This is a genomic window from Sphingobacterium pedocola (genome assembly GCF_015209965.1).
Lineage (GTDB): Bacteria > Bacteroidota > Bacteroidia > Sphingobacteriales > Sphingobacteriaceae > Sphingobacterium > Sphingobacterium pedocola.
Genome location: NZ_MU158690.1, coordinates 279,568 through 296,632, shown reverse-complemented (window position 1 = coordinate 296,632; position 17,065 = coordinate 279,568). Strand labels below are relative to the sequence as shown.

Genomic DNA, 17,065 nt, shown 5'->3' with positions numbered 1-17,065 from the left:
TCAATCTCCCCTTTACATGCCCTTCGAGCAACCCCCAAAAACTTTTTAAAAAAAAGGCCGCACATCTGCGACCTTTTCGAAATAAACCAACCATAACCAACCCTAACCGTATGGGAGACACACGTGCATTAGGGTCTAACCGTCTTAACAGGAACCACCCCGTTAAGAAACTCTTCTATATTTGAGTAGCCTGACTTTGCGATTGCAGTGGCATCACTTGGATCGTTCGGATCTAATCCATGCTTGCTTTCGTAGTCGTCTGGCATACCATCATTATCTGAATCTTTATAAGGCTGTCCTTGATAGACCGGATAACCACCCACCTGATTGACGTCCGTGATAATACCTAACTTGTAGGAGTCCATAGGCAAACGGCGCTTGACATAAGGAGAGGGCTCAACAGGTTCCTTTGGCTCCGTGTAAAAAACCTCTCCGGTACGCACCTGCTTCACAATCCGTTCATCGACCGCATCGCGACGGGGCAAGGTTGCCCCCACATTTTGCAACACGTAGTTATAGGTCTTTTGAGCAGATAATATTTTCCCGAAGTTTGATAGCGCAAACGGCTTATCAACTTTGATTTCCCTCAGCAAAGCCGCCTCATCACCCGAGGTTTCCGGCTGCACGCCCCCATCCCAGTTATTTTTGCTGACACGCGGATGTCCCTCTACGATATTACCCGCCACGTATGCTTTTCCAAAAACATCCGCGTTGGCCTTGTCGCGGCCCGATTCGGGCTTAAGGATGCGGTAGCCAATAGGTTTATCGCGGGGCGTAATCGGCCCCGGTTTAAAGTAATTATTGACAATATTGTACGCAGATTTATGATCTCCGCCGTCAATACTCCTGTTCCACCAATTCCAGATTACATTGTTCACAAATCCAAAATCGCCATACATCCCTATTGAAGGATTACGACTGATATTGGATGCCCACAAATTACGCATAAACGTACTGTTTAACCCACCGATTGTACTCCCAAACGAATGGTTATACGTATCCAGACACTCCGAAAAAATAGAGTTTTGAATGGTGATATTAACGGTAGGTAACTTTAAGTTTTGCCCCGATCTGTCGTATACATGTCGATAGACGGACATGTTTTCATCCAGACCCCAACTTGCCGAAATATGATCGATCATAATATTACCAACGGCATTGCCGCCCACGGCATCATCTCGCCGGGTGACATCCGTTTCACCTCTACGAAAACGTAAATACCTTAGGATCACGTCGTGCGTATCGATCAGAAAGGATTCGCCCGCGATACATACGCCATCGCCGGGTGCTGTTTGTCCCGCAATTGTAATGTAAGGTGCTTGTACAACGATGGGCTTTTCCAATCGGATAATACCTGCGACATTAAAAACTACGATCCGGGCACCTCCGGCTTCACAAGCCTCACGCAATGTACCGGGGCCACTGTCTGCCAAACTGGTCACGACATAGACCTTTCCACCGCGGCCTCCAGCCGTATATGCACCTCCACCTTCCGCTCCAGGAAAGGCAGGAATAGTTGCTTGAGGCAAATCGGCAGGTTTAGCTGCCCAAGGAATATAAGGTTTTCCCTCACGTTCCATCACCAAACGCGCCTTTGCCCATACTTCATCAAGTCGCTTTTGTTCCAACTCTTGCTGCAGGCTAGCGGCCTCTTCCAATGACGCTGGAATAACAGGATACTGTGCATGTAACAAAACAGGGCTCGCAAGCGCAAATAAAATGAAAACAACTTTTTGCATATACAACATATTTACCTCTTATTTTGCGGCTAATTCATTGAGATAAACTTCAATATTTGCATATCCTGATTCGGTAATTTTAGCCGAATCCGATGCATCATTTGGATTTAAACCCATCCGTTTTTCCACATCATCGGGAATACCATCATTGTCGCTATCTTTATACGCTTTCCCCTTATATTCAGGATAACCACCCACTTGCGATATATCCGTTATGATCCCGATTTTATACGAATCTTTTGGCAACCTTCTGTGTTCGAAATCTTTTTCTGGCAGTGTTACATTTTTCAACGGTGTTGGCTTCCCTTCGCGAACCTCTTTCACAATACGTGTATCAACAGGATCTCTTTTAGGCAAAGTTGCGCCCGCATTCTCCAGTACATATGTATAAGCTTCTGTCGTAGGAATAATCTTCATATCGGCCATGGGAAGAGGCTTGCTTACCTTCATTGCAGCAAAGTACGGGGTCGCTTCCTCAAAGCTCATTTCATTGCCCGCTTTGTTTTCAATTTGAACACCACCGTTCCAGTTGTCTGCCGTTACTTTTTCGTTTCCGTCGATTATATTGCCGCTTACATAAGCACGGCCAAATACAACATACGGTAATTTACTTCTTCCCGATTCAGGCTTCAGGATACGATAGCTGATTGGCTTTCCTTCCGGTGTTGCTGGTCCGGGTTTAAAGTAGTTGTTGATAATATTGTATTGTGCGGTATAATCTCCGCCATCAATCGCACGGTGCACCCAGTTGTAGATTACATTATTCGAAAAATTGAATATACCGTTCCAACCTATGGAGGGGTTTCTAGCTGCATTATTCGCCCATAGATTTCGCATGAACGTGCAATTCTCGCCTCCAAGTGTACTTCCAAATGCGTGGTTATACGTATCTAAAGCCTCCGAAAATATCGAATTTTGTATGGTGATATTGACCGTACCCAACTTAACTTCTTGCTTACCAGTACTATCATTGTACATATGGCGGTACATCGACATATTTTCGTCTAGTCCCCAGCTTGCAGACACATGATCGATCATGATATTTCCAACTGGATTACCACCTATCGCATCATCCCTTCTACCCACAAATGTTTCGCCTCTTCTGAACCGCATATGACGGATCAGCACATCATGGGTATCAATCCAAACGGATTCACCCGCTACACAAACACCATCACCGGGAGCGGATTGCCCTGCAATGGTAATATAAGGTGCACGTATAATTAGCGGTGTTTTGAGACGAATAATTCCGGCCACATTGAAAACAATGATCCGCGGACCACCTTTTTCACAGGCTTCACGCAGGGTGCCCGGACCATTATCTTCTAGGCTCGTAACGACATATACCTTTCCGCCGCGACCTCCAAATGTAAACTTACCACCGCCCTCTGCTCCCGGAAATGCTGCAATCTCTGCCTGCGGAAGATCTGTTGGTCGTCCCGCCCATGGAATATATGGTTTGCCTTGCTTGGCATATTCTTCGATAACCGGTAAAGCCTTTATCCAAGCTTCGTCCGACTGCTGTTTGGCCCTTGTCATCAACTCGTCAGATGCTTTCTTTACATCTGCCGGAATTTTCGGATATTGCGCCTGCGCTTCATGCTGTGCGAATAATCCGCAGATCATGAGCACGAATGGAAATATGTTCCTCCTCATCTTTCTATCTCTTACTATATTAATCAAAATTACTATTTGTGTTTTTGTATTACCACTAATTTATAACTGTAATTCAAATTAACGTACTTTTAGCACGCTAATCGTAGCTGTGGTTATCCATTTATTCTACGATATTATCATCGATATCATCCCTTCGGGATATTAAACTCAGTCTTTGCCACATTTACTTTTCGCGTCATAACATGACCTTCGCTGTCTGACACCGTAAATTCAAAAGAACACAAACCTTCTTGTGCCGGACTAAAGGTAACTACACCATCGTTGAGCGTAGCAGATCCATTCACACATTCACCAACAGTATAAACGGGTTTCAATTCAAAACCACGCGAAAGTTCCTTTAGATCAACTTCTACCTTACTTCCTTGTACCGCACTGTAGTGAGGCTGTGCCATCCATTGCATATAATTATCCAGATTCGTAAATCCATCTCTGTCCACGTCGGCATTGGCATCGGAGAAATCGCCTGCAGCAGAATTTGGATTAAGCCCATGCAGCTTTTCCCACCAATCCGGCAAGCCATCGCGATCCGAATCCCAGTTTTTATCCCGAAGGGTAGTCGGATAATCCTCATAGCCCCCCGCATCCTTTTCGTCATCCGGAAATCCCGGCTTACCTGTTACACTGCCCTTCACAGAGAATGTACCTGCCAATGTCTCGTTGATCATACGCTGATCATGTGTATCAAAATAGGGTTGCGTCGCACCTACATCAGACAATACCATTTTGTACGCATGCTTAGCCGATTGCGTGGTAACGGGTGCATCAAAGAAGGGTTCATCCACAAATGTTTCATATTCTTCAATGGCTCCATTGCTGTAGCTGGCTTTTCTACCCTTTACTTGTGTGTTCTCGTCGAACACGTCTGGAACGACGTTGCCGCTAAAGTAAACGCGCTGCGTGCCAAGCCCAATATTTTCGTGTTGTTGATTATAGATTTCCGGCAAACGTTTTGTCCCCGCACCCGGTTTGTAATAATTGTTCACGAAGTTTACTTCATGTGCCCCACCATCGGTGGCCCTATTTCCCCAGTTGTACACCACATTATTGCGAATATCCAATAAGCCCGTTTTGTAGTTATTACCATCCAATCCACCACCTAGGCTCCAGTTGCGCCCGTAACAGTGTGCAAGCAAATTATGGTGAAAGCTTCCTTTGCTACCGCTGATCGTCGCCGCATAGCCATGCTCTTTACCTGCGGGGTAATTTTTGTGCCCTGCTGCGTTGAGCGCCTCGGATATGAGTGTACGTTGCAGCGTTATATTTTTAGCTCCCCTGGAGCTAAAAGACTCGTCGATTGTCCAGCTTATCGAGCAATGGTCCATGATGGAGTAGTTGCCATTCATGCCCATCCCATCGGCAGTAGGGCCTGCACCTAAGCGCAACCGTACAAACCGTACCACTGCATCGCTCGCCCCGATACCGAACGGCGCCGAACGGATCAGGATCCCCTTACCCGGCGCCGTTTGTCCCGCGACGGTTACGTAGCGATCGCTAAGCACTAACCTTGATTTTAACTGGATAACCCCGCCCACATTGAACATGATTGTACGCGGGCCAATGTTGTTGGTTACCGCTTCGCGTAAGCTTCCGGGGCCACTGTCGTTGAGGTTGTCAACATAGACCACCTTACCTCCGCGACCCCCACGTGCCCAGCGTCCAAAGCCTTCCGCACCTTCGAAGGCCAGTTGTGCCGTACGAAAACGCCATACATGGCCTTTCTGCTTGCGCTCGTTGTCTAGTACTTGGTCGACGCGCCAGTAGTACGTATCCATGGAATGTAGGTCGGCCACAGCGTAACTCGTGTCACTTTTCGCCTGTGTACTTTTAAATGTAGGCGACGTCCGATCAGCCGATGCAACCGCTGCGGAATCGGTTCCGAAATAAATATCATGCGACACCACATCCTTTGCCGCGCGCCACTTTAAGACTGTGCCCTGCCCACTCGGCACATCGAGATGCTCATCGCCATTACGGGGATAAGCCGCTGCCGCGAAGTCCGCTGGATTACCCGCATTTAGGTAAAAACCATTGACGATCACGTCTTTGACCACCTGCTTGCCGGCTTTCACTGCGCGGAACGAAATGACTATATCTTCCTTTTCTTTCAACGAGAACACCAACCTTGCCGTAGCAATATCGTTTAGGTGCTCCAAGCGTACCGTGGGTACGAGGCCTTCTACAGTAAGCTTGTTGTTTACATAGATATCCATTGGGCACGGATCTTCCTGTGTAAGGTCGTCGATCATATTATGGAAGGTCTGCAAACTATGTGTTCCTTTGGGAAGACCTTTAATGATCAGATCTATCGAAGCCTCTTGAGCTCCATCTTCCCCGGCGACCAACAGCCCGTCGTTCGTAAACCGTGCATCAAAACTTCCTTTCTGCACAGACGCCTTGTAATAAGTAGGCGTTAACTGCGTTCCACGTGTACCGTTCTTGACGATAAAGGTTAGCCCTTGAAATGTAGCTTGGTCTTCTGTGGCGCCTTGCACTGTCCATGGAAAATGGCTACCCATATTATGCTCATATTCTACCTCCTGCGGAGAGCGGCCGGTCATGTTGAAATCGACCTTGACCATTGGTCGTTGCTCTTGTCCGTTTACGGCGTTCATCGCACCCGTCAGCATTAAGAGCCCGAAAACTCTGTAAAAAAACTCTTTTATCTTCATCTGTTAACCTTCAAAAAAAATATTAAAATTCAAAAACGAGTTGCTTTTGACGTTGAATCAAGGCTCATACCGAAAGTTGATTGCTATACGTTAGCGACTCGTTAGATCTATAACTATGGTGAAGGTCGGGAGAATGTGCATGCCAATATTGTCTGCCATTAGCATATTGTTGTAGGATGTTGAGCATCCGAAGGGTCTATAAAAAACATCCTGCTAGCTCGAGCTAGCAGGATGTGATATAAAGGATGATAAAGCTCAATTGCGCTAATTTTGAATCTTTGTCGTAATACTTAGATATTCGTTACCGGCTGCATCCTGCGTATTCTGCTTAATAAACAACACGCCGTATTTACCTTCAGGTGTTAAGAAATAGAACATACAATCAGCTTTTATGGCCTGATCATATTGCTGAAAGCTTGTGTGCCTTTTATCTATCGAATATTTTTTAGCCTCTTCCTCTATTCTACTAGCCGAAATTAGCGTATTATTAAAAGCTTCAGAAGTACCACTTACTAACATATCACTAAATAAGGTTTGGCGCTTTTCCCAACCGGAGATATCAAACTCCGGATGAGGATTTGGTTCTGTACTTATAGAATAAATATTGTATATCGTTCGTCCGAAATTACCTGTAGTAGAATCGATTTCGGTACGAATTCCAAAATCAATATCTGCAGAATTTGCTAATCCTTCGGCATAGGTATATGCCTTTCCCTGTCGAATAGAATAGAAAGTAGGTAGTTCCGGTTTATCTAAATCGGGACTATATACCTTTCTATCCGGTAGTATGGTATAACTTGGTGCACCTTCCACTGTTACTGACTTGTAGCCATCTCCCATATATACATTCAGTTCATCCAGTGCATAGATTCGGAAGGTAGCTTTACCATCTCTATTTATCTTGTAGCGAATTCTACCGCTGTAGGACCTTCTCTCACTGTCTTTCAGATCAAATGTTCGCAGTCCTTTTGCTCCTGTACCAAGTGTGCTATCTACCACCAATTTCATCATATCCTTGTTGGCCGAAGTAATGGTAAAACTGATATGTACACTATCGCCATCATTGTACCGCTTATAATCGGTAACCGCATACGGACTATCGTCGTGAAAAGTGATATTTACATCCTCAAACATGTTAAAAATATTTTCCGACTTCTTACTACAGGATCCCAACGTGACAATCGTGAGTACAATAAGCAATGTCAATAATTTTCGTGTTATCATCTCTATTGATTTAATTTTTTTGACCATCGTATTAATTATCTAAAGGATCAAATGTTCCGCCGGCCCAACCAATAGTCGGGTAAATATCTACCCCTCTCCACACATAGTCATTATGAAAAGTATAGAAATTATGGTACTCCGGAATATTCATGGCACCAAATCCAGTTTTCTGTTGTTGAATCGACATTCTGAAATTCTTTTCGTAATCTTCTTTATCCTCCACATTAATTTCATCCCGATCACCGCCATTCAAATCATCAGCTTTCACACCATCCTTCAATTCAATCCGTATGGTCTCTAAAGATTCGCCAGACAGCAGGTGCCATCTGCGCGTCCGACGTAGATCGGAATTACGTTTATTTTCAAATGCAAACTCTATCATACGCTCATTTAAAATAAGATCACGCATTTCTGCTATACTAGCTACTGAACCTAAACCATAGTCATTGGCTCCGGCTTCTATACCGGCACGCTGTCTAATGGTGCGCACCATGTTTTTCGCCGTTCCCATATCGCCAGTCTCATTCGCACAGTCCGCATAGTTTAACATGACCTCCGCCAGACGCATCTCAATCCAATCCATACCACTCCCTCCCACGTCATTAGTTACAGCCACATTTCCTGCAGGCAAGCTAGGTGTAGTAAACTTCTTGGTATACACCCCCCAATTAGCGTCCTCGGCTATTCCATCGACTGTAGCGCCGACATAGGTCCATTGTATCCTACTTTCACCTTTACCGCTTAGCGGGTAAGAACTCCCGTTGTAAGCAAAAGTAGCCGTAAAGCGCGGGTCGCGATTTTGCCAGAACATAACCGCATCGTAATCATAATTGCCCGCTTGATTGATACGATTGCCATCCTTCATCGGATAGGCCTGCAGTAACTTCCACGTAGCTCTATAAGCCCGATTTGGCGATCCACGTTCTGAGACTGGACGGTTACTACGTTCCTCGTTATGTCCTCTCTTTGGTAATGAAGAAGAATAAGTCCTCGAAATAATGGTCTCGCTATTAGCTCGACCTTTTGTTTGCCAGATTTTTCCATATTCAGGCATCAAACTACGTCCTTTCGCAATACACAGATCATATGCAGCCTTATTTGCTTCTAGCGCTTCATCCCATCTTGATGCGTCATACGGATGCTTTGGATCATTAACGGGGTTAAACTGTGGACTTGCCCAGTATAACAATGCTTTTGCTTTCAATGAAGCGGCAGCCTCTTGGGTAATCCGTCCCCAATCATCACCTGTATACGTCACACCCTCCAAATAGTCTTCTGCCTTCGTTAAGTCGTCCACGATGACATCAAAACATTCGCGTGCACTAGCCCGTCCTTTTGCTTCTAAATTTTGTGGATCCTGAGGTTCCAAAACCAAAGTTGTTCCACCATATACTTTAACTAACTCCAGGTAGACCATAGCACGCATTGCGTGGTATTGACCTAAAAATCGACGTTTTGCCTCATCGCTAATCGTACTTTCCGGAATAAATTTAATCGCATTGTTACAACGTGCAATATCAAAGTAACGATTGCTACCATAATTCAATGTGTATAAATTTCCGACATAAAATACATCGTGATTGTGCAGCGCTTCCCCGTTGATTCCCAATGCCCTAGCCGCGTGTCCTTCCTCGGACGCAAAATAGTTTTCGTCACTCGCTAGATGTATATCCCAGCGATTGGGAATAACTTGATGCGGCCATTTCGGAATGATCAATTCATATGTTTTATTCAAATGAAAGTTTATTGAACCTTCTGAACCCCAAACCACTTCGGAGCCTAACCCATTACGGTCCTCCAATAGGAAAAATTTATCATCGTTACAGGCCGTGAGCATACCTGAAAATAACAAGATGCCGAACCCTCTTTTTAATATTGCCTTTATATTCGCTTTCATCACTATTTCATTTATAAATTAGCACTTAAACCCACGGATATCGTCCGAACCGTTGGATAATTATATGCGTTATTCGTATATGGATCTTTGTACGTAAATGGATTTACCAAGGTCCATAGGTTATTACCTGTCAATAGTATACTTGTATTTGATAGACCTACTCGCTTAGAAATTGTAGCTGGAAGAGCATACTTAAGCGTCATGTTATTAATACGTATCGTAGTTGCATTTAATGCCCAAAAATCGGAATTTGCGTTAACAAGTGGATCATCCGCACGTGGATACGTACCTTCCATTGGATTATCCGGTGTCCAACGATCTTTCCAAAACGCCATAACATTGCGAGTGGCCTCAGGTTTAGCTCTGGAATTTCCATCAATAAATACCTTACCACCAAATCTACCGTAAATATTGGTGCTCAAACTCAAGGCCTTGTATCCCAAGTTAAGTGTAATACCGGTAGAAAAAAACGAATTCGTCCGATCAAACAAGTATGTCTGATCCAATGTGTTGACCACACCGTCGCCATTGGTATCCTCATACATCAACCATCCCGGCTGAGGTATTTCTCCACCGATACGGTAGTTTGGATTGTCAGCCAGAAAAGCATCTACCTGATCTTGGGTACGGAACATCCCCAACACCTTATAGCCCACATTGCCGCTGTTGTAGGTACGTGGATCTGTACCGAATTGATTCCCTAACCATTTGCTGTCCGAAAGGTCGGTTTCCAGAAAATTAGCTGTCGGATAAATCATCTGTGTCACAATAGAATTTCCCCAGCCAAAGTTCATACTTGCACCAATTTTAAAATCAGTACCGATGCGGGTATTGTAACCAATAGAAAATTCCGAGCCCCAATTGTACGCCTCTCTATAATTGACAGGAGGCGCAATTATGCCTGAGTACAATGGGTTGGCATTGTTTGTTCCCTGATCAAATCCGTCAAAAATTCTATTCTGGAAAAACTCTGCGCTAACGTTTAGCTTATTATTGAGCATGGCTGTCTCTATGCCCACGTTGACGGTACGTTTCTTTTCCCAGGTTATCGAAGGATTTGGATAAGCTGTTGGGTTAAGGCCGGCACCATATTTGTCACCATCAAAAAGATAGCCATTATCGTTATCTATCTGGTATCGATCTTGCCATAACCTCTCCTCTACACGATCATCTCCCGCGATACCAACATTTGCTTTTAGCTTCAAGAAATTAATAAAGGGTACGTTATCCTTAAAGAAGTCTTCCTGACTCACAACCCAACCCAAACCTACACTTGGAGACAGCCCCCATCGCTCGCCTGTGGCAAAATTGGAAGAAGCATCCAAACGGGAAACAATTTGCAACAAATACTTTTTATCAAAATCATATCCAATCCGACCAAAAAAGGACCGCTTTGTAGTTTCTGTGATCGTTCTAACCGTACGCTGTGTGTTGACATCAAAACCCCAATACTCATCAGATCCAGGGATAAGTTGGTTGATATACCTTGAAGCTAACGCCTCTCCATAAGCCATGGTCTGCTCTCCACCGACGACGGCGTCTATACTGTGTTTACCGAAGGTGTTGGCGTAGGACAAGGTCAGGAAGCCCTGCGAACTATTCAGCCGAGAAACCGATGTATTTAGACTTGAACTTTGGGGCGTTACCGCTGCGTGTTCGGGACTTGACGTTAGCTGGGTAGAATAAAACTGATTATTATTTCCCATCGGAGCAAAATTATACAGTGTATACGGCGGTGAATACTGCGTATTGTTATTGACATCTCCGCCCGTTGACACTTGTAGTTTGGCTGTCAATCCTTTCAAAAATTTAGGCTCATAAGATAAACTCGCATTCACACGGTATCCCTGTAAATTTCGCTCGTCGTAATAGCCCGAGTTTATCAAACCTAGCGGATTACGTGTTCCTGTACGTACGAAGTTGACCGGTAATCCATTAATCTCCATGGGTATCCAATCTGGTGTAGATAGTACTGTTTCAAAAAATGACTGATCGGTATCGTTGCCTAAACCATTTTTGCTATTTCGGATGCGGTTATCAATATTAAAATTTACATCTGCTTTTAAGCCTTCGATAATCGTAGCTTGCAAGCCGCTACGCAGGGTGTACTTATCTTGTTTGGTACCTGCATAGTTACCATTTTCATTTTGGTAACCACCGCCCACAAAGAAGGTAATTCTTTCGGAACCGCCCGATATGCTCAAGTTGTGCCTTTGTGTTAATGAGGCTTGCCACAATTGGTCGTACCAGCTGTCGACATTTAATCCTCTTAGGTAATCCAAGTCTTGATTGCTGAAATACCTTTCCGCGGGCTCGTTGTTCATCCTGTACCCTTCATTCAACATTACACCCAGCTCATAGGCTGACAGCATATCAGGTTTCCTAGCAGCATCCGTAATCCCTGCATAGCCATTGTACGAAATACTCGGCTTCCCAGCCTTACCACGTTTGGTAGTCACCAAGATAACCCCTTTTGCACCGGAAGCACCATAAATCGCAGCCGAAGCATCTTTCAGCACCGTAATATTCTCCACCATCGAGGCATCCAGGTTGTCGAAAACATCGTTACTTACCGTGATACCATCAATTATATAAAGCGGTTCGCTTGTGGATCCGATGGACTGACCAGCTGCACTAGTCGTTGAATTCCGCACATTTAAGCTAACCCGCGCCCCTGGTCGGCCCGAAGCTTCCGACACACTAAGACCAGCGATGCGGTTACGTAATGCTGCCGCAATATTTGGAGCCGGGATATCCATCAACTCTTCACCTTTAATGGTGGCAACAGAACCGACAATTTCTGAGCGTCGTTGTGTACCATAACCGGTGACTACAACTTCATCCATTGCGTTATCAGATTCCTCTAACGTCACGGTGACATTTTGCTGTCCGGCGATATTTACTTCCTTGACCTTATAGCCTACATAGCTTACGACTACAGTAGAGTTCCCTGCAGGTAAATTAATGCGAAAAACTCCATTCTGATCTGTTTTTACGCCTGTCTTCGTCCCTTTTACGAGCACGGTGGCTCCAACGACAGGTTGACCGTCTTGGTCCACAACCTTACCCGTCACATTGACTAATTTCTCCATGCTTATCAGCTCTGGAGCTCGCCCTTCTACGGCACCCACCTCTACCAATGGAGCGGCGAGCAGACAGGCCAACAGCACATTTCGCGTTCCCCGTAAAAAAGCCAGGGGCATATCAGCACGACTCTTCATATCTCTTATTTTAAGTTTATACATTCTAAAAATAGGTTTCATTTTCCTCTCTTGATTAAGGTCTCCAACGTGGATCACCCACCGTAAACAAAGTTTCCTCGATAATTGTCAGGTTGCTATTTGTGAAATTAGTCTTGTCCGGTGCTGCAAAAACCTGCTCGGATGACAACGAAGAACGTACAATACCTGCTGGCAACGCCTGAGTCGCCGAAGTGCCCCACTTCGCGTCAGACGCAGCAAAACTATTCGTAACGGAAACCGAACCCGGTACAAATCGATTAAAGGAACGAGCTCCTTCCGTATAGCCGAACAGGGTATTACTGATACTCAAGCTACCTATTACACTACCTGTTCGCTGCATATTGATAAAGTATTTATTATCATTCGGAGCCTGGAAGAAGGTCGCATTAGTGACAATCATGGAATTCAATGTACTAGCAACTCCATTGGCATATCGAATGACATCCGGTATATTTATAAAGGTCGAATTCGTGAAAGAAATATCGCTCACACTTGCGTCTGCATGATCCACCATCAGCACATTATATCCACCAATGTTCCGCACAATACTATTATTAACGACATATTTACTTATAGTTTTTACGCCAGGATCTTTCATGCGCAATACACCTCGCTGATCGGAGATAATGCAAGCCTCAAATTCAATTCGGTTTATCGAAGAAGCAGCAGAAAGGTTAAAGACATAGGAACCTCCAATATTTCCAGTAATTTTCACATCCTCAAATTTGATAAGTTCCACCGGACTTGGCGCATCCACATCAAAGGAAGATGACATGATAATTTGTGCTTGTTCGCCAAATCCTGGCTCAGTCGTTATAGTTACACCCCGGTTCAGTTTGAATGTTTCCGTAATTGTATACGCCATTCCGCGCTTCAGTGCAATGGTACTACCGTCAGGCACTGTATTCAAGGTATTTTGCAGAATTTGCGGATCGGAGCTCCCTCTTAGGTCAATATATCCCGCCTCCTCTACCGTTGGCTTGGTAATGAACTTCAGTTCTCCCAAGGAGCGATCATCATGGCGGAAAAGCCGGGCGACATAACCTGTGTTCGAGGTAAGCCCATCCAATTGCATGGTAATCAATTCGTCATTGGACACGTTGAATTCTCGGGAATCGGTTCCGTCTTCTTTTTCCACCACCATTTTTGTCAGTTCGCCATGTCTTCCAAAGTTCAGCACTACCGCTTCATGCGATAATTTCCAAACCTTAATTGGCGTAAACAGGTCGATAGGTTTCAGTTGAAAACCTGGTGTGCCTCTCCACTCCGAAAAGCCTGTACCTGTGTTGGAGACAGTCCTTACGCGAGCAAAATACTTCTGTAGTGGTGTAATCTCCTCGTCACCAAGGAATAAAGAAGTTGAATCAGTTTCAAAATCGAAAGCATGCTGACTTGCATCACTAAAGGTAGAATCCGTAGAGACTTGAACCGCATACGACACCACTGCTTGACGACTATCCCCTTCCCAAGCTGCTATACCATGATCCCATGTTAGCGTCAGCGACGTATCCGCGTGCGCGATGGCAATGCCACTTGTCATCTGTGTCAAACTCACCGGTGGATACGTTGTTTCCTTGTTACAGGCGTTAATGGCAACAATAGCGAAAACGAATAACAACGTTCGATAAAATAGCCGCACTGGATTAATCTTCTGAAATTTCATCATGATTAGGTTATTTAAATTAATTAGTTACTTATTATAGATTTTTACTTACTACCCTTTTCCTTCTCTTATTTCAACGTGGTAATAAATAGGTTTATACACATGTTCTACTTACGCTCCTTCGGTTAGCCCCAAAAGCGTAAGATTATTAAATTGATTATTTATTATAAAGTTAATACTCCTTGGCTTAAAGCGTACTCTTCTTATTTTTTATCCTTTCCTGCCATTTCTTTCCTTCCTCGTTCAAATCGTAGCCCTCTTTAGATAGGTAATTGTTGATTCTTCCCTTGTATTTTCCAAACACGGCATGCTTCTCTTTTGATCCCGGTTCAGCCATCGCTAGTTCCCTTGCTTCAGTCAGATTGGTTAATATGTATTCTTTCTGTAGAACCGTTAAACTCGGAATCATCTCTTGAAAAGCCACATACGTCTTCGGCAGCACACTATAGGTCATCCCGTTTTTCACCGCCTCGACTTGCTCCTTCGTCAACAGCTTGGATAAACTGGCGACATACTTCGCATTCAATTTTTGTAGCTTCTTCGCTTTGGCTTCTTCTAGCTTCGTTATTTTTACTTTTTGAACTTCTTTATCCGTCGTAAATTTCTCTTTCAGTGCCTGTATCTCCTTCTGCTCAGCTTCGTGATGCGTATTAACCCTATCGTATTGGTTAACCACGAGTGTACGTACTTTATAGTACTTCGCGCTATCTGCAACATCTAATGTCGCCACGATCTTGTCTGCACGTTCTGTTATTACCTTTAGGTATTCCTGACGGTTGTCTTGAGCAGATACCATACTAAAAGCAAAAACACAAAAAAGAAAATAAAACGCTTGTAATCCTCTCATCTTTCTAATCATTAACTCCTTAACTAATCTATTTTTTTGTAAAATTCTCATTCGAATGTATCATAATTGATTTGTCTATCGACTCTTCACGATCACAATCTATAATTGATTAATTCAAAGTAACGGTTTCTTTACACCAAATTATTATCTCTAGTTATCCATTTATTATACAATATTATCAGAACGAACAAACATCCACATCGTCATATACCTCGCCGCCAGCACCATAACAGGCTCGAAAGCTTTTTCTGTTTAAAATATTGCATTAATTTGGTGTTAACAATACCTTTATTTTCACAAAACACGCCGATTGTTACATATTATTCATTTGAACACTGCTACCGTACTATTTTACTTTCCGATAAAACCAATAGACTAGTCCAGCCACCAATATCAACAAGGTTATCCCGAATCCAAACGTTGTTTTCGCATCCTTCTTTATCCAGCTATATACGCTCGAGCGGTCGTTGCTAGCCGCCACACTATCCTTGGTAAGATACTGCACTTCCTCGCTTCCATTGCGGCGGTGCACATCCCGGTACTTCATGGTTCCGCCGTATGCGGAGAGGCCACTGTCGGGGTGGAAGTAGAATAAACTATCCGTCCAAAAGGACCAATGCCTATCCTGGCTATCGACATAGCCGATCCGTTGATGCTGCTCCATGAGCTGCCATTGTATATTGGCCGAAGCTGCCTTTTGTTGAACCTCCTGCTTTTGTCGTACGCTACGGCAACCGACGCACAGTACTATAAGATATATGTATGTTAATTTCATGTTTTTAATTTCTTAGCTGATGAATAAGCGTTAAGGAATTATGATCTATGGCGGTCTACATTTCTGTATAAACTAGAGCACCAGGGTAGAAACTAATGACAAACATCCAGTCTCTAACCCCTGATCTCTAATTACTAACCCCTAGTCTCTAATCCCTAAAAATTATCTAGCCAATAAGCTCACCACGGCCGACCAGTCGCTTACCCCCTTACCGTTGCGCGCACGTACGCGTACATAATAGGTTACGCCAGCCTGTACGGGTGCAAGAATGTTATTCGCGGTCTTGGTAGTTGCCAATAACTCGCTCCACAGCAATTGTCCATCTGCATCTTCTTCGCTTGCATATTGGTATTCGTACAGCCATGTAGCCGGCACCTTACGAAATTTCAGAAGCAGCTGCCCTTTCTGTGGGCCATCGAGCAACTGTACCAATACCGGTACTTTAGGGGTTTTCGACGGCGTCGGATCCACCTCCAGATAAAATCCAGAGCTCAATAAGGTCGCCAGATTCCCTTCTGCTTTCTGATTGACATAGATTGCCAATCGGCTAAATGCCAAGAGCAAGGCATCTTTAGCTTCGTCCTTCAACGCATTGTCTAATTTGCTTCCACCGTTCTTGGCGATCTGCCATTTGGCCTGAAAATCTTGGCTAAGAGTTTCCAATTCGATCAGCTCTATCGGCAGATCGACAAAGATTGCGCTATCTCTCAAGCAGTCTACGACCTTACCGGCCAAGGTGTGCAGCTCATCCAATTTCACACCTTCATAATTTGTTCTTACTTTTTTTGTTCTCATGATAATTGAGTTTTAAAAATTTGATTTATTTAGTTTACTGACCGGATCGGCCTGTAGCCAATCGGAAAGCGATTTTATCGTGCGCCAGCTGCGGCGCTTGCGGTATACGCCATTAGGCTGCCTTCGGTCGGGGTCGCTCGTATTGCCTTCGACTGTCGTCAGCATACCTTTCGCATAGCTGTCCACAAAACCGACGTGACCGACGCGACCTTTCGAGGCGATATGTATACCCCACACCATCCCCGGCAATACGACTGTCGGCATGGTAGCCCGCACACCGTTATTCCACACCTGTTTACGTTGCGGAAAAAGCGATGGACTCCATGGGGTGCGGGGTTCCGTCTGTCCCAATTGGGCGAAGCAATAGCTTACAAAAGCAGCGCACCATTCGTGACCATAATCCAATCCGGTGTAAGCCAGATATGCGGACACCTTCTTCTTATCGAAGTGTCCCAATTCTGCCTGATAGGTCGCTTGTAGGCGCAGGCGGTCGACAGATAGCGATGGTTGTGCAAAAGCGGTCCCCAGCAGTATCAC

General features: G+C 44.5%; 11 protein-coding genes. All 11 read right to left on the bottom strand.

The window, feature by feature from the left end:
• Positions 1 to 128: 128 nt before the first annotated feature.
• Entirely contained in the window at positions 129 to 1,739 is a 1,611-nt protein-coding gene (locus tag C4F40_RS11445; protein WP_196939535.1) for a polysaccharide lyase, read from the bottom strand.
• 18 nt (positions 1,740 to 1,757) lie between these two features.
• Positions 1,758 to 3,395: a polysaccharide lyase gene (locus C4F40_RS11440; RefSeq protein ID WP_231390032.1), complete on the bottom strand. Its 1,638-nt coding sequence runs from the start codon at positions 3,393 to 3,395 to the stop codon at positions 1,758 to 1,760.
• A 146-nt stretch (positions 3,396 to 3,541) separates the two neighbouring features.
• On the bottom strand, positions 3,542 to 6,085 hold the full coding sequence (locus C4F40_RS11435; protein ID WP_196939534.1) for a T9SS C-terminal target domain-containing protein: 2,544 nt from the start codon (positions 6,083 to 6,085) through the stop codon (positions 3,542 to 3,544).
• 264 nt (positions 6,086 to 6,349) lie between these two features.
• Positions 6,350 to 7,309, bottom strand: a complete 960-nt coding sequence (locus tag C4F40_RS11430; RefSeq protein WP_196939533.1) for a hypothetical protein — start codon at positions 7,307 to 7,309, stop codon at positions 6,350 to 6,352.
• 31 nt (positions 7,310 to 7,340) lie between these two features.
• Positions 7,341 to 9,206: a RagB/SusD family nutrient uptake outer membrane protein gene (locus C4F40_RS11425; protein WP_196939532.1), complete on the bottom strand. Its 1,866-nt coding sequence runs from the start codon at positions 9,204 to 9,206 to the stop codon at positions 7,341 to 7,343.
• 11 nt (positions 9,207 to 9,217) lie between these two features.
• A complete protein-coding gene (locus tag C4F40_RS11420) occupies positions 9,218 to 12,427 on the bottom strand; it encodes a SusC/RagA family TonB-linked outer membrane protein (protein WP_231390031.1) in 3,210 nt (1,069 codons plus the stop codon).
• Positions 12,428 to 12,482: 55 nt separating this feature from the next.
• Positions 12,483 to 14,114, bottom strand: coding sequence for a DUF4957 domain-containing protein (locus C4F40_RS11415; RefSeq protein ID WP_196939531.1), 1,632 nt, complete (start codon positions 14,112 to 14,114; stop codon positions 12,483 to 12,485).
• Between the two features lie 184 nt (positions 14,115 to 14,298).
• Positions 14,299 to 14,958: a DUF3826 domain-containing protein gene (locus C4F40_RS11410; protein ID WP_231390030.1), complete on the bottom strand. Its 660-nt coding sequence runs from the start codon at positions 14,956 to 14,958 to the stop codon at positions 14,299 to 14,301.
• 346 nt (positions 14,959 to 15,304) lie between these two features.
• On the bottom strand, positions 15,305 to 15,733 hold the full coding sequence (locus C4F40_RS11405; RefSeq protein ID WP_196939529.1) for a hypothetical protein: 429 nt from the start codon (positions 15,731 to 15,733) through the stop codon (positions 15,305 to 15,307).
• Between the two features lie 162 nt (positions 15,734 to 15,895).
• The gene (locus C4F40_RS11400) at positions 15,896 to 16,528 is read right to left on the bottom strand and encodes a fibronectin type III domain-containing protein (protein WP_196939528.1); all 633 of its coding nucleotides are present in this window, start codon (positions 16,526 to 16,528) and stop codon (positions 15,896 to 15,898) included.
• A gap of 12 nt (positions 16,529 to 16,540) precedes the next feature.
• Positions 16,541 to 17,065 carry a CHAP domain-containing protein gene (locus C4F40_RS11395; protein WP_196939527.1) on the bottom strand — a complete coding sequence of 175 codons (525 nt, stop codon included), beginning with the start codon at positions 17,063 to 17,065 and terminating at the stop codon, positions 16,541 to 16,543.